Here is a 20,790-nt window from a genome sequence, read left to right on the forward strand (position 1 = left end):
ATCACCTCGACCGACGCGATGGACCGGTCGAGGTCCACGTGCGACACCCGGTCCTGTTCGGACACGTCCACCAGCACGTGCGTGGAATGCTGGTCGCGTGACCCCGGAGGAACTCGCCCACCTGCGGCGGGCCCGCGACCTCATGGACCGCGAGTACGCCCGGCCGCTGGACGTGCCCGCGATGGCGCGCACGGCGCTGATGTCCGCGGCGCACTTCGCGCGCCAGTTCAAGATCGCTTATGGGGAAACCCCTTACAACTACCTGATGACCCGCCGCGTCGAACGGGCGAAAGCGCTGCTGCGGCGCGGGGACCTGAACGTCACCTTCGAGCGGATTCGCGCGGCCGGCGCGGAGGTCGTCCAGGAGCCGATCGACCAGTTCTACGGCGTGCGCGACTGCGCGTTCCGCGACCCGTCGGGCAACCAACTGCGCTTCTCCGCGAAGGTCCGATGCGTGCGGGCTGCTTTCCGTGACACGATCGAAGTCGTGGAAGGCAGCCCTCGCGATCGCGACGAGACCGGCCGGGCCCGCAACGCGCGCCCCCGTGACGGCCTGGGCCGTCCCCTGCCCTACGACGCTCCGGGCGTCGAGCGCCAGCCCGAGGGCGTGCCGCGCCCGCCGGGCGAAGCGCTGGTCGAAGCGCAACGCCTGCTGGACGACGGCAAACCGTTCCACGCGCACGAGGTGCTGGAGGACGCGTGGAAGGCCGCGCCCGAACGGGAGCGCGAGCTGTGGCGGGGACTGGCGCAACTGGCGGTCGGCCTGACCCACCTGGCCCGGGGCAACGCCAAGGGCGCGCACACCCTGCTCGACCGGGGCGCGCGGAACATCGAGCCGTTCCGCGACCACCCGCCGCACGGCGTGGACGTGCCCGGCCTGATCGCGTGGGCGGAGACCGCCACCCCCGCCCCGCCCCGGCTCGTCGCCGACCCCGGGACGGCCCCGTCCTCGGCACCCGCCGGCTGATCCGGGCGCGAATTGGGCCGAATGCCCGCTTGGGGCCGGTGAGCGCGGGGTATCGACAGGAGACCTAACCTAGGAGGCTCCTGTGTTCGCGATCATCGCGGCGGTCATCTTCGGGCTCGCCCTCCTGCTGGACCTCGCCAACGTGTCGCTGGGTTCCGTCATCGACGGCGGAACGCTCCTCGTGGCCGGTCTGCTGTGCGTGGCGCTGCACCTCGCGGGCGTCGGCACCGGCGCGCGTTCCCTGTCGTTCCGCCGCCGCCGATAGCACTCCTCCCCCGACTCCACTCCGGACGCCCGCCCTCGGCGTCCGGAGTGGAGTTCTTCGCGCCCGGCGACCCGCTCCCCTCCGGCGGCCGGCGGACGCCGGCGTGATCCGGGGAACGACCGGCCCGAATCGTCCCGATCGCCCCCGGCCGGCGGCTATGCTCCGCCGGTGATCAGGGTGCTGCGCGACTTCTCCACCGGTGTCGGGTTGTTGGCCAAGGGTTTCGGGCTGGTGTTCCGGTCGCCCAAGCTGCTGCTGATCGGCGCGATCCCGGCGCTCATCACCAGCGTGCTGCTGATCGGCAGCCTGGTGGCGCTCGGCCTGTGGATCAACGACATCGCCGCGTGGGCCACGCCGTTCGCCGACGGCTGGAGCGACGGCGTGCGCACCGCGACCAGGGTCGCCGCCGGGGTGTCGATCATCGGCGCGTACGTGGCGATCGGGCTGCTGCTGTTCACCGCCCTGACGCTGATCATCGGCGGGCCGTTCTACGAGCACATCGCCGAGACCGTCGAGGACGAGGAGCTCGGCGGCGTCCCGGAGGCGCAGCGGGTGAGCTGGGCGCGCTCGGCCGGCGTCGGCATCCGGGACGCGGTCCTGCTGATCGGCCTGGCGGTCCTGTGCGCGATCCCGCTGTTCCTGGCCGGGTTCATCCCGGTCGTCGGCCAGACCGTCGTGCCGGTGATCGCGGTCTGCGTGAACGCCACCCTGCTCGGCATCGAGCTCACCGGCATCCCGTTCACCCGGCGCGGCCTCAAGCTGGGCGTGCGCCGCCGGGTGCTGCGCGAGCGCCGCGCCGTGACGCTCGGCTTCGCCGTGCCGACCTACCTGCTCTGCCTGGTACCGCTGGCCGCGCTGGTGGTGTTCCCGGCGGCGATGGCGGGCGGCACGGTCCTCGCGCACCGCCTGCTCAACAACCAGATCAGGTGAACGGCACCCACTCCCGCTCGACCAGGTCGTCGATCCGGGTCACCCGCACCCCGCCCGCCGACACCGTCCACAGGTCGTCGCCCACCACCAGCGCCCGCCGGACGGCGGAATCGACGCCCTGCCCGGACGCGTGCCGCACCGTGCCCAGCGACGTGAAGTCGTTGTCCTTCAAGCGGAGCACCAGCACCCCGCCGGAGATCGGCCCCGACGGCTTGTCCACCGCCCCGTAGGACACGACCGGCAGCACCACCAGGTCCCGCTGCGGCCAGTAGAGGAACGCGTGCGGGTCGTACTCCACCTCGGAGCTCCCGCCGGGCACGTGGTGGGAGGCGATCCGGGTCGGCGCGGCGGGGTCGCCCACGTCGAACAGCGACACCTGGGTGCCCTGCGTGCGGCCCTCGTCGGTGGCCTCCTGGCCGACGCCGATCAGCCGCGTCCCGCCCGCCGGGTGCAGGTAGGCGGAATAGCCGTTGATCTTCAACTCGCCGACCCGGCGCGGCGCGGTCGGGTCGGACAGGTCCAGCGAGTACAGCGGGTCGGTCTGCCGGAAGGTCACCACGTACCCGCGCGGCCCGACGAACCGCACGCTGTGGATCCGCTCGCCGACGCCGAGCCCGTCGACCTTGCCGACCTCGACGAGCCCGGTGCCCACCCGGGCGAGCACGGTCACCGCGCTCTGCGACGCGGGCGGCTGCTCCGGGATGCCCGGGGCGTTGAACGCCGTGGTCGCCACCCGCAGGTGCCCGTCGTGCTCGGACAGCGCGTACTGGTTCAGCGGTGACCCGGTGACCTCGCCGGAGGCGATGTGCCGAGGCGGGCCGGGACGGGAGATGTCGAACTGGTGGATGGCCGTCGTGGTCGGCGGCGCGGGCACCCGGTTCCGGTTCTGGTTCGGCACCAGGTGGCGGTCGTCGGCGAGGTAGAGCGACTTGTCCGTGCTGTACACGGTGTCGCCGTCCGCGACGATCGAGACCGCGTCGCCGGTGCCCAGTTCGCCGGGGAAGTCGAAGGTCAGCACGGACACCATCGACGTCGCCGAGTGCTGCTCGGGGTGCCGGATGCGGTCGCACGCCACCAGCGGGCCGGTCGTGCGGGTCCCGTCGCCGGTGGTCAGCTCGTACTGCGGCAACCACGACCCGATCGGCGCGGTCGCGGCGATCTCCTGGTTGCGCGCCAACGATTCCGCGTCGGTGCGCCCCTCGTCGGGGCGGACCCACGGGATTCGCGGCCCGGAGTGGACGACCACCCGCACCACGTCGCCGACCTGCCGCGCGTCGAGGTACCGGGCCCCCAGCTCCAGCGTGCCGACGACCTCCGGGGCGTCCGCCAGGTCGACCATGGTCAGCGTCGAGCCCTCGGGGGCGAACGACCCGGGCGCGAACCCGGTGTCGGTCATCGCGGCCGACCCGGCGACGACCAGCGCACGATCCCCCTTCATCAGCAGGTGGGTGACGTAGCCCGACGGCAGGTCCAGGGTGCCGGTGAGCCGGCGCGAGGCGACGTCGACCACGCGCAGCTTGCCGTCCACGACCGTGACGAGCCGGCGGCCGTCGGTCTTGACCAGGTCCGGTTCGTCGACGCCGGCCTCCTGCACGTTCGTCGTGGAGTGCTCGGGCGCGGCCTGGTCACCGGGCGCGGCCCGGGGCACCCCCGCCGCGCGGCTGTCCAGCTCCAGCACGTCGGTGCCGCGCGACCCGGCCGGCCCGTACGCGCCGACGTGCTGGGCCACCGCCGTGCGCAGCCCGGCCAGGGCCGTGTCGCACGAGGTGTACGAGACCAGGTCGACCGGAACGTCGTGCACCGGCACGGAATCCCGGAGTTCGAACACCGCGGGCACGGCGGACGCCGTGCTCACCACCCCGACCAGAGCGGCCCCGCCGAGCAGCGCCGTCCGCCTACCCCAGGTCCATCGCGTCATGTCCCCAGGACGGAGGCGACCGGTGCGCGCGTTGCACAGCGTGCCGGTCGGCCTCGCCCCGGCGGGCATGATTGACTCGACTCGGACTGCTACCGAATCACGAGGAGATCGCTCATGACCAAGCCCGTGGTCGAACCGCACGACGGTCCGGCACCCGCGGACCTTGTGGTCGAGGACATCACCGTCGGCGATGGCCCCGAAGCCACCCCCGGTCAGTTGGTGCACGTGCACTACGTCGGCGTTTCGCACTCCACCGGCGAGCAGTTCGACGCCTCGTGGGACCGCGGCGAGGCGTTCTCGTTCCCGCTGGGCGGCGGCCGGGTCATCAAGGGCTGGGACCAGGGTGTGGCCGGCATGAAGGTGGGCGGCCGGCGCAAGCTGGTCATCCCGGCGCACCTGGGCTACGGCGACCGGGGCGCGGGCGGGGCCATCAAGCCCGGCGAGACCCTGATCTTCGTGGTGGACCTGCTGGGCGTGAACTAGCCCGGGGCGGCCCGGTTCCAGCCCGGAACCGGGCCGCGCACCGCCGCGTCACCGGAGAAGACGAAGGAAAGCAGGGGGGAGGCTGCCGTGCCGGAGGACGTCGGCGGGTCGGAGCGGATGCTCGAACAGTGGCAGGCGAACATCGAGCAGAAGGCCCGGCGCTACCAGGAGATGGCCGAGCTGGTGCAGGGCCAGTCGATCACCGAGACGTCCAAGGACGGCCTGGTGCGGCTGACCATCGGCTCCAACGGCATCCTGACGAACCTGGAGATCGCCGAGCAGGCGTCGGGCAAGCGGATGGCCGAGGTGTCCGCCGAGGTGATGCGGACGCTGCAACGCGCCCAGTCCCGGATTCCGGAACTGCTCCAGCAGGCCATGGCCGAGACCATCGGCACCCAGGACGAGACGGCGAACGTGCTGTTCGGCGAGGCGAAGAAGAACTTCCCGGCCCCGCCGGCCGAGGACGTGCCGCCGCCGCCCCGCCGCGAGCTGGACTTCGGCGTCGAGGACGAGCCGTCCCCGCCGGCCCGGCACCGCCGGCCCCCGACCCCGCCGCCGCCGGCGCACCGCCCCCCGGCTCGCGGGCCGGAGGACGACGACGACTTCGGCGGCCGGTCGTTCCTCTCGTGACGCCGGTCCCGACCTCGGCCGACCAGCCGTCGTCCGGACCGGGTGGCCGTTAGGATCAGCCGCACTTGCCGGGGGGATCCGAAGGGGTGTTCGACGCATGAGCCAGCCACCCACACCGCTGTCCGAGCAGGAGCAGCAGCAACTGCTCCGGCGGATCGGCCGGGCCATGCTGCCGGCGTTCCCGCCCGAGTGGCAGCGCGTGCGCGCCGAGTACCGCGCGGCCGGCCGGCACATCGAGGTGGACCTGGCCTTCGCCGGACCGGACGGCCAGTGGCGGCAGGTCCGGCCGCCGATGGACGTCGTGCAGCTCTTCGGGCAGTTGCGGGCGGGCATGCACGCGGCGGACCGGGGCACGTGGCTGAGCGCGGTCTACGAGCTCGAAGCGCCGGCCGCGTTCGCGGTGGACTTCACCGCCGACGAGGAGCCGCGCTGGCGCAACCCGCCGCCGGTGATCGGCTTCCAGGACGAGTTGCGCACGTTCCCGCGCGCCGACGAGCGCATCCCGGACTGGCTGCGCCACCGGGCGGGCCTGCCGCCGCGCGTCGAGACCGTGCCGCCGGGCGAGCTGCGCACCGCCCTGGTGTACGACAGCCGGGACGAAGCGGGGCGTCCGGTGGTGAACCGGCCGCCGGTGGACCCCCGGTTGCGCGAGGCCCTCGTGGCGTACCTGGAGGCCGCTCCGGTCGTGCTGGCCGCGCGGAACCTGGACGTGGACGAGTTCGCGCCGGGCGACCAGGACGTGCCGCTGAACTTCCGCACCGACGGCACCTGGATCTGGGCCGGCGCGGTGTCGCACTACCTGCGCAAGCACGGCCTCCCCCCGGAACCCGCCCTGGTGCACCACATCCGCAGCCGGGAATTCCAGGTGGCCGAGGTCGACGAGGCCACCAGGGACCGGGCCGCCGCCCTGATCACCGGAGCCTGAGCACCGGAGGCTGAGCCCCGGCGCACCCCGCTCCGACCACCCGGCCGGGCACCCGGCGGGTCGACCTGTACCGCCGACCGCACGGCCCCGATCAGGGGGCGACGGCATCGCGACCAGCCGCCGGACGAGTGCGGTGTCACCGTTGCCGGCCCCTCTGTTTTCACGCAGAGTCAGTAGATGTGTGCGTAGAGTCCGATTATTGGGACATTCGGGGCATCTATGCGCACAAGGGCGCACGCCCGGGATACCCTGTGCGCATGAGTCCCGCGCTGGAGGCGGTTTTGGCCGAGGCAGGTTTGCAGGTCACCCCCGACGAGTTCCTGTCCCTCGTCGCGGACGCGGCCAAACGACTCGCCCCACCGCACCCGGACCCGGCGGGCTACTTCACCCCGGACCAGCGCGACGCCCTGACCGAGGCCGGCCTCGACCTGTCCCCGCACCGCACCGAGGACGACCAGCCCCGCGCCCGGACCGTCGTGGCGCACGCCGTGCTGCGCGACTCGGCCCTGACCGTCGCCGAGGCCGCCCGGCAGCTCGGCGTCGACACCAGCCGCATCCGCCACCGCCTGGGCGTGGGCCGGCTGGTCGGCTGGAAGGACCGGGGGGCGTGGCGGCTGCCCGCGTGGCAGTTCGCCGGCACCGGCGTCCTGCCCGGCCTGGAGACCGTGCTGGCGGCGGTCCCGACCGACCAGCCGACCCTCGTGGTCGCGGGTTTCATGACCACCGAACAGGAAGACCTCCTGCTGGAGAACGACCGCACGTCGCCCCGGGAGTGGCTGCTCGCCGGCGGCGACCCCCGCCGGGTGGCGGAGCTGGCCACCCGACTCGGCACGCCGGCCTAGCCACCACCACCTCCCCGACAGGATCCGAATGTCCCGGCTCCCCCAGCCGCCAGCTCCTGCCGTGCTCCAGGCCAACCTGCGCCGCACCGAGGACGTGGTGGCCGTGCACCGCGCGACCAGACTCGTCCGGATCTTCACGGCGAAGGGGCTCCACCCCCAGCGCTGGAACAGCTTCCGCTACACCGGCCCGCTCCCCCACGCCCGGTTCGACACCCAGCCCCCGTCACCGGACGGCGCACCCACCCACGCGCACGACCAGGGCGTGCTGTACTTCGGCCTGACGGTGAGAACGAGCATCGCCGAGGTCTACCAGCAGACGTCGGTGGTGGACCGCCGCACCAGGAGTCCGTTCCTGGTGATCCTGCGCCCCCGCAGGACCCTGCGGCTGCTGGACCTGGCGGGCCTGTGGCCGACCCGGGTGGGCGCGTCCCAGGAGATCAGCGCGGGCCCGAAGAACCTGACCCAGCAGTGGGCGAGGGCGATCCGCGCCGCCTACCCGGAGCTGGACGGCCTCTGGTACCGCTCGTCCATGGACTCGGGCACCCCGGCGGTCTGCCTGTGGGACCCGCCAGGGGGCACGGGGCTCCCACCGGCCCCGGACGTGCTGCTCCCGCTGGAGCACCCGGGCCTGGACCTCCCGCTGGCCAGGGCGTGCGAGGAGCTGAACTACACGCTCCTGGGCTAGGACACGGCGGTCGCTCCGCGCTTCACCGACCGGCCGCGCCTCACCGACCGGCTGCGGCACGCCGGCGGGGCGCGGACAGGAACCGCGCGTACCGGACCTCCGGCAGCTCCTGGCCCCCCAGCTCGTACCGGTGCACCAGCCCGTCGTGCCGCCATCCGTGGGACTCGTAGAACTCCCGGCTGCGCGCGTTGTCCTGGAACACCCACAGCACCGCGTACCGGAAACCCTGCTCCACGAGGTGCCGGACCCCCGCCTCGTGCACCACGTGACCGGCTCCCGTGCCCCGGTACCGGGGGTCCGCGTAGATCGCGACCAGCTCACCGGTGTGCAGGTCCGGGTGGGCGTCCTTGGACTCCCGCACCGCGTCGACCGAGCAGTAGGCCCCGATCCGCCCGTCCTCCCCGACGGCCACGAAGACCCGGCTGGGGTCGGGCAGCCCCAGCACCCGCGACCAGGCGGGCAACCGGCTCTCCGGCAGCATCCGGTCCAGCACCGGGTCGTCCACGATCCCGCGGTACGAGTGCTGCCAGGCGTCGACGTTGATCCTGGCGATCTCGGGCGCGTCGTCGGGCTGCCCGGCCCGCACGGTCCACTGCATCCGGTGAGCGTGCCCCACGGGCTGTCCGGTTCGCTAGCTTTCCACCAACTCCGGGAAGCTCAGCTCTCCACCAGCTCCGGGAGGGCGCGCGGCGCTCCCGGGCACAGGTAGCCCGCGTAGCTGGCACCCTTGACCGAGAACCGGCTCGGGCGGAAGCGCGAGGGGTCGAGGTCGCGGAAGCGCGTGCGCACCACGTCGTCGAACAGGCGCTCGGAGATGACCAGCACCAGATCGCTGTCCCCCTCCGCCAGCGCCCGCCGCACGGCCCGCGAGTCGAGCAGCCGGCACGTCACGATCGGGGCCTGCCCGACCAGGCCGAACTGCCCGGCGGTGAGCGTGCCGCAGTGCATGGCGAGTCTCATCCGCAGGGGCGTCCCGGCCCGCCGCAGCTCGCGCAGCGCCCGCGCCACCCCCTCGGTGAAGTGGGCGATCACCCACGCCGTGTCCGCGTCGGCGGGCAGCACGGCCAGTTCCCCGTCTCCGCGCAACTGGCGGTACCACTGGGAACGGTCCAGTCCGGCGTCTCGGGCGGCTACGTCCAGCACCTCGCCCAGTCTCGACTGCACCAGCGACTGGTCCAGTGCGTCGAGCTTGCTGTAGCCCTCGACGTCCACGGCGACCACGAGCCGGTAGACCAGTCCGTCGAGTGGTGTCACGGTGTCCAGCATCACCAGCACAGCATCTCCCGGCGGTCCCGCGACAACTAGCGGTATCACCGGGTTTCCGACCAGTCGTACGCGATGCTGCTCAACACCCCGCGATCCACGATCGTGATGGTCCGGTACCCCATCCGGATCACCCCCCGGTCGCGCAGCAGCCGGAGTTCCTTGCGCGCGGTGTCCTCTTCCGCCCCGACCAGGGCACCGAGTTCCCGTTGGGTGAGACCCAGGTCGACGGTCACGCCTTCCGGGACGGCTCGCCCGTACCCGTCGGCGAGCTCGTCGAGCACCCGCGCGAGCCGGACGAACGCCGGGTAGCCGTTGAAGTCGATGCGCCGCTTGTCGGCCCACCGCAACGTGTGCATGATCGTCCGGGTGAGGGCCAGGTTCGCCTCGGGGAACCGGTTCAGGTACTCCCGGAACGCCACCGAAGAGATCACCCGGACGTGCGCGTCACCGCACACGGTCACGGTCGCCGAGCGCGGTTCTCCGCTCAGCGCGGCCATCTCGCCCACCACGTCGCCGCCGACCTTGATGCTCAGCAGCGCGACCCGGCCGTTCTCCAGCGTGACGGTCGCCTTCACGACCGCCCGCACCAGCAGCACCACGTGGTCGGACTCCTCCGCCTCGCGGAGCATCACCTCGCCGCGGCGGAAGGCCTGGGGCACGCCCAGTTCCAGCAGCGCGGCCTGGCTCCCGGGCGGCAGCAGGTCCAGGAAGGTCCCCGCGGGCCAGGTGCCGGCGCGGGGTGTCGGGATCACGGTCATGAGACCTCCTCGCAGGCACCCAGTGTCCCGCGATCCGACGTCCCCCTCAGCCGTTCGGCCGGGCTGAACCCGATCCGCCCAACTTCGCCACCTTCGGGTAACGCCCACCACGCCGCGAACGACCTCGCGAACCGGCCGTCACGAACCCGCCACCCCGCGAACCCCGGACCCGCCCGCGCGGACTCAGGACAGGTGCCGCCCCCACCACTCGACCACCGCTTCGAACCGCTGCTTCCGGTGCCGGGGCTTGCCGGACCGGGTCAGCTCGTGCCCCTCACCGGGGAACAGCAGCATCTCCGCCTCGACCCCGTTGCGCCGCAACGCCACGAACATCCGCTGCGCCTGCTCCAGCGGGCACCGCCAGTCGTGCTCCGAGTGCACCACCATGAACGGCAGCGACACCTTCTCCGCGTAGGTCAACGGGGACATCGCCCGCTGCGCCTCCAGGCTCGGCCCGCAGTACGCGTCGGTGAAGAACCACCCGATGTCGGAGGACCCCGCGAACGAGTCCCACGCGTTGACCGCGCGCTCGCTCCACGCCGCGCGGAACCGCTCACCGTGGTGCGCGGCCAGCCACGACGTCATGAACCCGCCGTAAGACCCGCCCATCACGCCCACGCGGTCCGCGTCCAGGTCCGAGCGCTCCAACGCCGCGTCGAGCACCGACAGCACGTCGTCCACGTCGACGGTCCCGAACGCGCCGATCACGGCCTGCCCGTGCGCCTGCCCGTACCCGGCGGACCCGCGCGGGTTGGGCAGCACCACGGCGTAGCCGGCCTCGGCGTACACCTGGGCCTCATCCCAGAACCCCCACCCGTGGTACATGAACGGCCCGCCGTGCACCGCCAGCACCACCGGGTGCGGTCCTTCGCCCTCGGGCAGCACGAGCCACCCGTGCACCGGGTAGCCGTCCGACGCCGACCCGGTCAGCTCGACCGCCGGCCGCAGCGGCAGCGACCCGCCGAACGAGGTCAGCACGTCACCGCCGACCCGCACCACCTCACCGGTGTTGTCGGACCAGGACACCACCGCGACGACGACGTCGCCGTCGGCCGCGAACGACTTGACCTCGGCCCGTTCACCGGCCAGCAGGTCCAGTTCGGACAGCGTCCACTCGAACCCGTCCAGCGCCACCCGCCGCAGCTCCACGGCACCACGGTTGCGGACGGCGACGAGCGCGTGGTCGCCGACCACCACGGGCGGGCCGGCGAGCTTCTCGCAGTCGACGGTCTCCACGTCGGTGAGCCGGGTCAGCGACCCGCCGGAGTACCGCCACAGGCTCAGGTTCCGGGCGACGCTGTGCACGCCGGTGAACTCGGTCGCGTAGAATACGACGCCGTCCGGCACGGCCACCGGGCAGGACGCCTGCCCGCGCGACTGCACGAGCAACGTCGGCTCGCCACCGGTCGCGGGCACGGTGTACAGGTCGGTGTGCAGCGTCTCGACCGCGCCCAGGTCGCGGTCGGCGACGAAGACCAGCGCCGAGCCGTCGGCGGTCCACGTCGGGTCGGACACGTCGAACGCGCCGTCGGTCAGCGCGACCGGTGCGGCACCGTCCAGGCCCACGGTGTGCAGCCGGGGCGACCGGTCGGTGGTGAAGCCGAGGTCGTCGATCCGGTAGTCCAGCCGCAGGATGTGCCGGGCCGCCTCGGCGTCCGCCGCCGGCGGGTCCTCGCCCTCGACGGCGGTGGTGCCGTACCGGCCGGGCTCGGGCACCCGCGCGGTGAACGCGAGCCGGGTGGAGTCGGGCGACCACACCGGGACGCCCGCGCCCAGCTTGAGGTCGGTGAGCTTGCGCGCCTCGCCGCCCCCGGTGGGCATGACGTGCAGTTGCGGCGCGGTGCCCCGCTCCGCGACGCGGAGGAACGCGACCCAGCGCCCGTCCGGGGAGATCCGGGGGGCCAGGTCGCGTTCCGCCCACGTCCAGGGTCGGACGCCGCCGTCCAGCGGCACGGCGCTGAGCCCGCCCCGATAGGCGTTCGCGGTGACGTCCGGCGTCTGGACGTTGACCAGGACGAGGTCCCCCCGAACCGACACGGAGCCGGGCAGGGTCAGCGACTGCAAGTCATCGGGGCGCACGAATCAGGACGTTACCGCAGAACTCTTTAGCAAGGCTCACGAGAATTTGACGCTCACAGTTTCCCGGAGGACAACTCTCCGCCACCGGCCGATCACCCGGTGGACGAAGTCGAGGACAATCCCGAACGGGCCGTTCCGCGCCGACCGAAGACCGGTCGGCGCGAATAGGAGCAATCGTCACTTCACGATCTTGGCGGCTTCCGGGTCGCGCTTGACCTTGATCAGCGAAGCGATAGTGGTAATCGCCAGCACACCCACGATCACCGACAGCGACAACTCGATGCCGATGGTCGGCACCCCCAGCGGCTCACCGCCGTTGAGGAACGACAGGGAGTTCGTGTGCAGCGCCTCCAGGATCAGCTTCACGCCGATGAAGCCGAGGATCACCGAGAGCCCGATCGACAGGTAGACCAGCTTGCTCAGCAGGCCGCCGAGCAGGAAGTAGAGCTGGCGCAGGCCCATCAGCGCGAACGCGTTGGCGCTGAAGACCAGGAACGGCTCCTTGGTCAGGCCGAAGATCGCCGGGATGGAGTCCAGGGCGAACAGCAGGTCGGTGGTGCCGATCGCGACCATGACGATGAACATCGGCGTCACGAACCGCTTGCCGTTGATCTTCACGAACGACTTCGAGTCGTGGTACTGGTCGGCCACCGGGAACACCTTGCGCACGAACCGCAGCGCCGCGTTCTCCTTGTAGTCCTCTTCCTCCTCGTTGTGGTCCGTCCGCGCCAGCTTGTAGCCGGTGTAGATGAGGAACGCGCCGAAGAGGTAGAAGACCCAGCTGAACTGGGCGATGACCGCCGCGCCCACCGCGATGAAGATGCCGCGCATGATCAACGCCATCACGATGCCGACGAGCAGCACCTTGTGCTGGTGGATCGCGGGCACCTTGAAGGTGGTCATGATGATCAGGAAGATGAACAGGTTGTCGACGCTGAGCGAGTACTCCGTGATGTACCCGGCGAAGAACTCGCCGGCGTACGTGCCCCCGGCGAAGAACCAGATGCCCAGACCGAACAGGAGCGCCACCGCGACGTAGAACGTCACCCACCGACCGGCTTCGCCGATGGTGACCTCGTGCGGTTTGCGGTCGACGATGAACAGGTCGATCGCAAGCAGGACGAGCAGACCTGCGATCGTCGCGATCCACAACCACGCGGGAACAGCCATCGAAACACCTCCGGTACATCGCGCGCACGCCAATGACCGGAGGTCTCCTCCGTCGGCTCGTAGAGCCGACCGGCGGCACCGGGACCCCGACGTTGGGCTCCGTGCTGACGACACCGCCGCTTAGGGAGTACTCCCCTCCACGCTGTGCACAGTCTCACGCATCATTGCGGGTTCGCGCCAGTCTTGGTGATCGGACCCACCCGCCCGTGGGGTTTTCGCTGAGAACGATGAACCCCCGTGACGCCGCGTTCTCAGCAAAATCGGCCGGCGCGCCCTCTTCCGCCTAAGGTCAACAAGGTGGCCCTCCCCTCCCGCCTCCGCGGCAGGTGGTCGCTCCCCGCGCTGATCGTGCTCGTCGCCCTGGTGGGTGCCGTCGTGGTCTGGACGCGGTCGGGCGACGAACCGCCTCCGGTGGCCAAGCGCGACGCGCTGATCGACGTGCCGGAAAGCCCCGGCAGTGACCGGGCAATCCAGCTCGACACCACGCTCTACCTGCCCGAACGCACCCCCGCGCCGGCCGTGCTGCTCCCGCACGGCTTCGGGGGCAGCAAGGACAGCGTGACCGGCCAGGCGAACGAGCTCGCCCAGCGCGGGTTCGTCGTGCTGACCTACTCGGCGCGCGGCTTCGGCCGCAGCACCGGGCAGATCGCGCTGAACTCGCTGGACCACGAGGTCCGCGACGCGCAGAAGCTGCTCGACTGGCTGGCCACCCGCGAGGAGGTGCGCACCGACGCGGCGGGCGACCCGAGGGTCGGCGTGACCGGCGGGTCGTACGGCGGCGCGCTGGCGCTGTCGCTCGCGGGCGTGGACCGGCGGGTGGACACCATCGTCCCGGTGATCACGTTCAACGACCTCGGCCAGGCGCTGCTGCCGAACTCGGCGCGCGCCGGCGACGTCGACACCGCCTCGCCGTCGCCGGGCGCGTTCGGCGACGACGGCGTGTTCAAGCGGTCGTGGGCGGGCATCTTCTTCTCCGCCGGCCTGTCCGGCGGCGACCTCGCCAGTCCCGGCCAGGAGGCCCAGGAACCCGGGCAGCGCACCGAGACCGGCGTGCCCGACGCGTCCGCGACCCCGCAGGGCGGCTCCCGGCCGGCCGGGCCGGTCAACGGCGCGTGCGGCCGGTTCCAGGCCGACGTGTGCGCCGCCTACACCGACGTCGCGACGACCGGTCGGGCCAGTGACCGGACCCTGGAGCTGCTGCGCCGCTCGTCGCCCGCCACGGTGACCAACCGGATCACCCAGCCGACGATGATCGTGCAGGGCGAGCAGGACACGTTGTTCGGCCTCGACCAGGCCGACGCGAACGCCCGGCAGATCGCCGCGAACGGCGCGAAGGTGAAGGTGGTCTGGTACTCCGGCGGCCACGACGGCGGCTCGCCGGGTCCCGAGCTGCGCTCGCAGATCGCCGACTGGATGGCGTTCCACCTGGAGGACAAGGGTTCCGACCCCGGCGTGAGCTTCGAGTACACGGTGGTCGGCGCGTTCCGCAGCAGCGGTTCCCCGGCGCTGCGCACGGTCGTCGCACCGCACTACCCCGGCCTGCCCGGCGCGGCCCCGATCGAGCGCCGCACCCTCGCCCTGACCGGCCGCGACCAGACCGTGGTCAACCCAGCGGGCGGCAACCCGGCGGCGGTGAGCAACCTGCCCGGCCTGGGCTCGGCGCTGTCCCGGTCCAGCTCGCTGTCCTCGCGGCTGTCCCTCGACCTGCCCGGCCAGGCCGCCGTCTTCGCCACCGAGCCGCTCACCTCGCAGGTGCTGCTGACCGGCGCGTCCACGGTGAAGCTGCGCGTGTCGGCGGTGCCCGGCCAGCCGGTGCCGACCGAGGGCGCGGTGCTGTTCGCCAAGCTCTACGACTCGGACGCCAACGGCGTGCGGACGCTGCCCGGCTCGGCGGTCGCGCCGATCCGGGTGCGGGACCTGCCCGCCGACGGCACGCCGGTCGACGTGACCGTGACGCTGCCCGGCGCGGTGCGCCCGGTGGAGAGCGAACACCGCCTGCAACTCGTGGTGTCCACGACGGACCAGGCGTACCAGAACGCGAACGAGCCCACGTCCTACCGGATCGGCCTGGCCGCGCCGGACCTCTCGGTGCCGGTGGTGGCGGGCGTGAACGCGACCAGCGAGGTCCCGACGACCGCGCTGTGGGGCATCGCGATCGTGCTGATCGTCTGCGCCCTGGTCGGCGTGGTGGCCTGGTTCCGCCGCCGGCTGACCGCCGACGTGGACCCGGAGCTGTCCGGCGTGCCGCTGGTGATCTCCGGCCTGACCAAGTCCTACCCCGGCGGCCTGACCGCCGTGAAGGACCTGTCCTTCCGGGTGGAGCACGGCCAGGTGCTGGGCCTGCTCGGCCCGAACGGCGCGGGCAAGACGACCACGCTGCGGATGCTGATGGGCCTGATCCAGCCCAGCGAGGGCGGGATCAGGGTGTTCGGCCACCGGATCGTCTCCGGCGCGCCGGTGCTGTCCCGCATCGGGTCGTTCGTGGAGGGCTCGGGCTTCCTGCCGCACCTGTCCGGCCTGGCGAACCTGCACCTGTACTGGGCGGCCACCGGCCGGCCGGTGGAGCAGGCGCACTTCGACGAGGCGCTGGAGATCGCCGGTCTGGGCGACGCGGTGCACCGCCGGGTGCGCACGTACAGCCAGGGCATGCGGCAGCGGCTGGCGATCGCCCAGGCCATGCTCGGCCTGCCGGACCTGCTGGTGCTCGACGAGCCGACCAACGGGCTCGACCCGCCCCAGATCCACCAGATGCGCGAGGTGCTGCGGCGGTACGCGGCGGCCGGGCGCACGGTGCTGGTGTCCTCGCACCTGCTCGCCGAGGTCGAGCAGACGTGCAGCCACGTCGTGGTGATGCACAAGGGCACCCTGGTCGCGGCCGGTCCGGTCGAGGAGATCGCGACGGGCGGCGGCGAGGCCACCTTCCGGGTCGACCGGCCCGACGAGGCGGCCGACGTGCTGCGCGGCCTGTCCGGCGTGCAGGGCGTGTCGGTGGACGGCGACCAGGTGCACGCGGGCCTCAACGGCACCCCGCGCGCCGAGGCGTTGCAGGCCCTGGTCGCGGCCGGCGTGGCGGTGGACCAGGTCGGTCCGCGCCGCCGCCTGGAGGACGCTTTCCTGGAGTTGGTGGGCGAATGAGCACGACACGCACGACCCGGCGAGCGGCTCCGGCCGCACCCCAGGACCGGAAGGAGGCGGGCGCATGAAGGCCACCGGCAACGACAGCGGCGTGCACACCGATCCGTCGGCGATCTCCGACCTGACCGACGCGGCCGAGCACGAGCACTCGTCGGTCGCACCGGACGGCTCGAAGGTCGGCTACCGGGCCGGCCGGACGCTGCCCATCCGGGTGGAGCTGGTCCGGCAGTTGCGGCGCAGGCGGACCCAGTTGGTGCTGGGCTTCCTGGTGCTGCTGCCGTTCATCCTGGTGGTGTCCTTCGAGCTGGGGCAGTCCTCGCCGAACCGGCGGTCGGGCGGTTTCGTCGACCTGGCCACGGCCAGCGGCGTGAACTTCGTGATCCTGACGCTGTTCGTCAGCGGGAGCTTCCTGCTGCCGATGATCGTGGCGCTGTTCTTCGGCGACACGATCGCCTCCGAGGCGTCCTGGTCGAGCCTGAAGTACCTGCTCGCCGCGCCGGTCCCCCGGCACCGGCTGCTGCGCCGCAAGGCGTTGGCGTCCGGTCTGCTGTCGGTGTTCGCGCTGGTCCTGCTGCCCGCCGTGGCGCTGGGCGTTGGCGTGCTCTGGTACGGCGCGGGCGAGGCGGTCAGCCCGACCGGTGAGGCGGCGTCGTTCGGGTCCAGCGTGTACGGCATGGCGCTGGCGGTCTGCTACATCTCCATCCACCTGTTCTGGGTGGCGGGGTTGGCGCTGTACCTGTCGGTGTCCACGGACGCGCCGCTCGGTGCCGTCGGCGGTGCCGTGCTGGCGTCGATCCTGTCGCAGATCCTCGACCAGATCACGGCGCTGGAGGACCTGCGGAACTACCTGCCGACGCACTACGCGTTGGCGTGGGTCGACCTGCTGTCGTCCGATGTGGACTGGTCGCAGATGGCCAAGGGCACGTTCTCGGCCCTGGCCTTCGGCGCGTTCTTCACGCTGCTGGCGGCCCGCAAGTTCGGCCGCAAGGACATCACGAGCTGAGGTGCCGGTCCACCGGGAGCGCCGCGCTCCCGGTGGACCGGACCTCGCTCGGCGGCGTGTCCGGGACGAAACGGCCCGGTCGACGGGGGCGGATTCGAGGGGTCGTCGCAACACGGTCGGTCAGCCGGTTTCGACCAGGAGTTCAGCGAGGCGCTCGGCCGGGGTGTCCCAGCCGAGCGTTGTGCGTGGGCGGCCGTTGCCAGGGGCCGGCGGGGTCGCAGAAGTAGACGGGGATGTCGGTGGCCGTGGTGAACGCGGCGTGGCCGGCCACCTCGGAGCCCTGGTCCCGGGTCGGCGATCCGGTGAGGTGGCGGGGCAGGTGCATCAGCAGCAGGTAGCGGGTGGCGCGGTCGACCGGGGTGCCGATGGCGGAGGCACCGTCCTTGCCGATGATCAGGTCGCCTTCCCGGTGGCCGGGCACCGCCCGGTCCTCGACCTCGGCGGGGCGTTCGCTGATCATGACCATCGGGCTGGTGAACCGGGACTGCCGCTGCCGGGCCTGGCGGCGGGGTTTGCGCGCGGTGCGGCCGGTGCGCAGCGCCTTGGCGAGTTCGCGGCCCAGTTCGCCGCGTCCTTGCGGGCAGAGGGCCTGGTAGATCGTCTCGTGGGTCACGTGCCACTCCGGGCGGTCGGAGAAGTCCCGCCGCAGCAGGGCTGCGATCTCGCTCATGCCCGCGCCTTCGCGCCGCCGGTCGGCGATGCGGATGCGCTCGTCCTCATCGAGATACCGGCCCCGCACGGACGTGGACGCCGTCGCGGTGATCGGCCGTGCCCCCACCTCGCGGCCGGTCGGGTTGCGTCCGTTGCGCCATCGTCTGCCGGTGCGGAGGTCGATCCCGACGATCCCGCAGGCTTCTCGATCACCGACGCCCGACAGCGACGGGCGTGCCGAACGTCGACGGGACCACCGCCGCCTTCCGACTCAGCCCCGCCCCGCACTCCCGGCCACCACGGCCGACCGCGCCGGCCGAGGCGTCACAGCACCGGGCGCTCGGCCTCGGGCAGCTCGGCCTTGAGCAGCTCGGTCGTGGGCAGTTCGGCCTTGGGGCGCTTGGCCTTGGGCAGTTTGGCGACGACCGTGTCGTACGAGCGGTCGAGCAGTTCGCGCACGTCGTCGTCGGGCACGCCGCCGCCGAGTCGCAGCCGGTTCCAGCCGTAGCGGCCGATGTACGCGCTGACCGTGATGTCGTCGGGGAACCGGTCCCGCCACTCGGCCGCTTCCTCGGCGTCCGCCCCGGACTTCACGCCGACGGTCCGCGCGGACAGCGCGATGAACGCGAACGCCTTGCCGCCCACCTTGCAGACCAACTCTTCGTCACCCCACGGGTAGCTCTCCTCCGCGCCCAGCTTGGCGAGGCAGTGCGCGATCACGTCGTCCAACGTCATGGTCCGACACGGTAGGGCACACCACCGACAACGGGCCCGAGCCGGCGACGGACCCGCAGGTCGCGCGCAGGCGGGGGCCCCGGCGCGGAGTGGGGTGCGCCGGGGCCCGTGGTCGGGAGCGGGGCGGGCTACTTGACCCCGGCTGCGTCCATGCCCCGGAGTTCCTTCTTCAGGTCCTGGATCTCGTCCCGCAGGCGGCCCGCCAGTTCGAACTGGAGCTCACGCGCCGCGTTCATCATCTGGTCGGTGAGCTGCTGGACCAGGTCGGCCAGCTCGGACCTCGCCATGGTGCCGGTGTTGCGGTCGGCCAGGACCCCCGAGCTGCGACCGCTCGCGCCCGGGTCGCCGGTCGGCTTCTTGCCCCGGGACGCGTTGCGGCCGGAGCCGCCCGGTTCGAGGGCGTCCTCGGCCTCGGCGTAGACCTGCTCCAGGATGTCGGTGATCTTCTTGCGCAGCGGCTGCGGGTCCAGGCCGCGTTCCTCGTTGTAGGCCACCTGCTTCTCGCGCCTGCGGTTGGTCTCGTCGATCGCGTGCCGCATCGAGTCGGTGATGCGGTCCGCGTACATGTGGACCTGGCCGGAGACGTTGCGGGCCGCGCGGCCGATGGTCTGGATGAGGCTGGTGCCGGAGCGGAGGAAGCCCTCCTTGTCGGCGTCCAGGATGGAGACCAGGGAGACCTCGGGGAGGTCGAGACCCTCGCGGAGCAGGTTGATGCCGATCAGCACGTCGAAGTCGCCCAGCCGGAGCTGGCGCAGCAGCTCGACCCGGCGCAGGGTGTCAACCTCGGAGTGCAGGTAGCGGACCCGGATGCCGAGCTCCAGCAGGTAGTCGGTGAGGTCTTCGGACATCTTCTTGGTCAGCGTGGTGACCAGCACCCGCTCGTCGCGCTCGGCCCGCACCCGGATCTCGTGCACCAGGTCGTCGATCTGGCCCTCAGTCGGCTTGACGATCACCTCGGGGTCGACCAGGCCGGTCGGGCGGATGACCTGCTCCACGAACTCGCCGCCCGCCTGGCCCATCTCGTACGGGCCCGGCGTCGCCGAGAGGTACACCGTCTGGCCGATGCGGTCGGCGAACTCCTCCCAGGTCAGCGGTCGGTTGTCCATCGCGCTGGGCAGCCGGAAGCCGTGCTCCACGAGGTTGCGCTTGCGGGAGGCGTCGCCCTCGTACATGCCGCCGATCTGCGGCACCGTCACGTGCGACTCGTCGATGACCAGCAGGAAGTCGTCCGGGAAGTAGTCGATGAGGGTCGCCGGGGCGGTGCCCGCCGCGCGGTCGTCGATGTGCCGCGAGTAGTTCTCGATGCCGGAGCAGAACCCGACCTGGCGCATCATCTCGATGTCGTAGGCGGTGCGCATCCGCAGCCGCTGGGCCTCCAGCAGCTTGCCCTGGCGCTCCATCCTGGCCAGTTGGTCGGCCAGCTCGGCCTCGATGTTCCCGATCGCCTTCTCCATGCGGTCCGGGCCGGCCACGTAGTGCGTGGCCGGGAAGATCCGCAGCTCGTCCACTTCCTTGACCACGTCGCCGGTGAGCGGGTGCAGGTAGTAGAGCTTGTCGATCTCGTCGCCGAAGAACTCGACCCGGAGCGCCAGCTCCTCGTACGCCGGGATGACCTCCACCGTGTCGCCCCGGACGCGGAACGTGCCCCGGTTGAACGCCACGTCGTTGCGGGCGTACTGGATGTCGACCAGGGCGCGCAGCAACAGGTCGCGATCGACCTCGCCGCCCACTTCGAGCTGGATCGACCGGTCGAGGTAGGACTGGGGCGTGCCCAGGCCGTAGATGCACGACACGGACGCCACCACGATCACGTCCCGCCTGGTCAGCAGGCTCATGGTGGCCGAGTGGCGCAGCCGCTCCACGTCCTCGTTGACCGAGGAGTCCTTCTCGATGTAGGTGTCGGTCTGCGGGATGTACGCCTCGGGCTGGTAGTAGTCGTAGTAGCTGACGAAGTACTCCACCGCGTTCTCGGGGAAGAACTCCTTGAGCTCGTTCGCGAGCTGGGCCGCGAGGGTCTTGTTGGGTGCCATCACCAGCGTCGGGCGTTGCAGCTTCTCCACCAGCCACGCCGTGGTGGCGGACTTGCCGGTGCCGGTCGCGCCGAGCAGCACGATGTCCTTCTCGCCGCCCCGCACCCGCTTCTCCAGGTCCGCGATCGCCGCCGGCTGGTCACCTGCGGGCTGGTAGTCGGAGACCATGCGGAACTGCCCGTCGGTGCGGGGGATGTCGCCGACGGGGCGGTGCGCCGAGTGCGCCTTGACCGGGATCTCGGTAGGGAAAGCCACGGGTACGACGGTACGCCTCGGGTACGACAATCACTGATCGCCCCAGGTCAGGGGCGGGATACC

The 20,790-nt window shown here is 71.9% G+C and carries 18 protein-coding genes and 2 pseudogenes; 11 read left to right on the top strand and 9 right to left on the bottom strand.

Annotated elements, in window-relative coordinates; all coding sequences use genetic code 11:
- Window positions 1–97: 97 nt before the first annotated feature.
- The 4 genes and pseudogenes from AB0G01_RS12440 to AB0G01_RS12455 all read left to right on the top strand — a co-directional run.
- A pseudogene (locus AB0G01_RS12440) lies at window positions 98–424 on the top strand (helix-turn-helix domain-containing protein); the annotation flags it as partial.
- A gap of 63 nt (window positions 425–487) precedes the next feature.
- Window positions 488–967, top strand: a complete 480-nt coding sequence (locus AB0G01_RS12445) for a DUF309 domain-containing protein (RefSeq protein ID WP_360945178.1) — start codon at window positions 488–490, stop codon at window positions 965–967.
- A gap of 82 nt (window positions 968–1,049) precedes the next feature.
- Complete coding sequence (locus AB0G01_RS12450; RefSeq protein ID WP_015104008.1) at window positions 1,050–1,232, top strand: hypothetical protein; 183 nt, start codon at window positions 1,050–1,052, stop codon at window positions 1,230–1,232.
- A 177-nt stretch (window positions 1,233–1,409) separates the two neighbouring features.
- Complete coding sequence (locus tag AB0G01_RS12455; RefSeq protein ID WP_360945181.1) at window positions 1,410–2,162, top strand: EI24 domain-containing protein; 753 nt, start codon at window positions 1,410–1,412, stop codon at window positions 2,160–2,162.
- Here the strand turns inward: AB0G01_RS12455 and AB0G01_RS12460 are convergent.
- Entirely contained in the window at window positions 2,155–4,080 is a 1,926-nt protein-coding gene (locus AB0G01_RS12460) for a beta-propeller domain-containing protein (protein WP_360943463.1), read from the bottom strand. The two genes, AB0G01_RS12455 and AB0G01_RS12460, sit on opposite strands and share 8 nt — an antisense overlap.
- 114 nt (window positions 4,081–4,194) lie before the next feature.
- Here AB0G01_RS12460 and AB0G01_RS12465 point away from each other — a divergent pair, with 114 nt between their 5' ends.
- The 5 genes from AB0G01_RS12465 to AB0G01_RS12485 all read left to right on the top strand — a co-directional run bounded on the left by AB0G01_RS12465 (window position 4,195) and on the right by AB0G01_RS12485 (window position 7,645).
- Entirely contained in the window at window positions 4,195–4,563 is a 369-nt protein-coding gene (locus AB0G01_RS12465) for an FKBP-type peptidyl-prolyl cis-trans isomerase (RefSeq protein ID WP_360943466.1), read from the top strand.
- An 87-nt stretch (window positions 4,564–4,650) separates the two neighbouring features.
- On the top strand, window positions 4,651–5,193 hold the full coding sequence (locus AB0G01_RS12470) for a YbaB/EbfC family nucleoid-associated protein (protein WP_360943469.1): 543 nt from the start codon (window positions 4,651–4,653) through the stop codon (window positions 5,191–5,193).
- A 97-nt stretch (window positions 5,194–5,290) separates the two neighbouring features.
- Window positions 5,291–6,118, top strand: a complete 828-nt coding sequence (locus AB0G01_RS12475; RefSeq protein WP_360943472.1) for a hypothetical protein — start codon at window positions 5,291–5,293, stop codon at window positions 6,116–6,118.
- Between the two features lie 257 nt (window positions 6,119–6,375).
- Entirely contained in the window at window positions 6,376–6,960 is a 585-nt protein-coding gene (locus AB0G01_RS12480) for a DNA-binding protein (protein ID WP_360943475.1), read from the top strand.
- Window positions 6,961–6,988: 28 nt separating this feature from the next.
- Window positions 6,989–7,645: an RES family NAD+ phosphorylase gene (locus AB0G01_RS12485; protein WP_360943478.1), complete on the top strand. Its 657-nt coding sequence runs from the start codon at window positions 6,989–6,991 to the stop codon at window positions 7,643–7,645.
- A 40-nt stretch (window positions 7,646–7,685) separates the two neighbouring features.
- Here the strand turns inward: AB0G01_RS12485 and AB0G01_RS12490 are convergent, their stop codons facing one another.
- From AB0G01_RS12490 to AB0G01_RS12510, 5 genes are all read right to left on the bottom strand, one after another.
- Window positions 7,686–8,243, bottom strand: a complete 558-nt coding sequence (locus AB0G01_RS12490; protein WP_360943481.1) for a GNAT family N-acetyltransferase — start codon at window positions 8,241–8,243, stop codon at window positions 7,686–7,688.
- A 59-nt stretch (window positions 8,244–8,302) separates the two neighbouring features.
- Window positions 8,303–8,911, bottom strand: a complete 609-nt coding sequence (locus AB0G01_RS12495) for a hypothetical protein (protein WP_360945184.1) — start codon at window positions 8,909–8,911, stop codon at window positions 8,303–8,305.
- 44 nt (window positions 8,912–8,955) lie between these two features.
- A complete protein-coding gene (locus AB0G01_RS12500; protein ID WP_360943484.1) occupies window positions 8,956–9,669 on the bottom strand; it encodes a Crp/Fnr family transcriptional regulator in 714 nt (237 codons plus the stop codon).
- A 183-nt stretch (window positions 9,670–9,852) separates the two neighbouring features.
- Window positions 9,853–11,748, bottom strand: coding sequence for a S9 family peptidase (locus tag AB0G01_RS12505; protein WP_360943487.1), 1,896 nt, complete (start codon window positions 11,746–11,748; stop codon window positions 9,853–9,855).
- A gap of 177 nt (window positions 11,749–11,925) precedes the next feature.
- Window positions 11,926–12,918 carry a TerC family protein gene (locus tag AB0G01_RS12510; protein ID WP_360943490.1) on the bottom strand — a complete coding sequence of 331 codons (993 nt, stop codon included), beginning with the start codon at window positions 12,916–12,918 and terminating at the stop codon, window positions 11,926–11,928.
- 297 nt (window positions 12,919–13,215) lie between these two features.
- Here AB0G01_RS12510 and AB0G01_RS12515 point away from each other — a divergent pair, with 297 nt between their 5' ends.
- Window positions 13,216–16,053, top strand: a complete 2,838-nt coding sequence (locus tag AB0G01_RS12515) for an alpha/beta fold hydrolase (protein WP_360943493.1) — start codon at window positions 13,216–13,218, stop codon at window positions 16,051–16,053.
- A gap of 64 nt (window positions 16,054–16,117) precedes the next feature.
- Window positions 16,118–17,056 (top strand): ABC transporter permease, encoded by a 939-nt coding sequence (locus AB0G01_RS12520; protein ID WP_360943496.1) that lies wholly within the window; start codon window positions 16,118–16,120, stop codon window positions 17,054–17,056.
- A gap of 120 nt (window positions 17,057–17,176) precedes the next feature.
- Here the strand turns inward: AB0G01_RS12520 and AB0G01_RS12525 are convergent.
- From AB0G01_RS12525 to uvrB, 3 genes and pseudogenes are all read right to left on the bottom strand, one after another.
- A pseudogene (locus tag AB0G01_RS12525) lies at window positions 17,177–17,720 on the bottom strand (IS30 family transposase); the annotation flags it as partial.
- Window positions 17,721–18,031: 311 nt separating this feature from the next.
- The gene (locus AB0G01_RS12530; protein WP_360943499.1) at window positions 18,032–18,442 is read right to left on the bottom strand and encodes an MmcQ/YjbR family DNA-binding protein; all 411 of its coding nucleotides are present in this window, start codon (window positions 18,440–18,442) and stop codon (window positions 18,032–18,034) included.
- A gap of 128 nt (window positions 18,443–18,570) precedes the next feature.
- Window positions 18,571–20,727, bottom strand: coding sequence for an excinuclease ABC subunit UvrB (gene uvrB, locus AB0G01_RS12535; protein WP_360943502.1), 2,157 nt, complete (start codon window positions 20,725–20,727; stop codon window positions 18,571–18,573).
- Window positions 20,728–20,790: the final 63 nt, after the last annotated feature.

The organism is Actinosynnema sp. NPDC023587 (assembly GCF_040640215.1).
Lineage (GTDB): Bacteria > Actinomycetota > Actinomycetes > Mycobacteriales > Pseudonocardiaceae > Actinosynnema.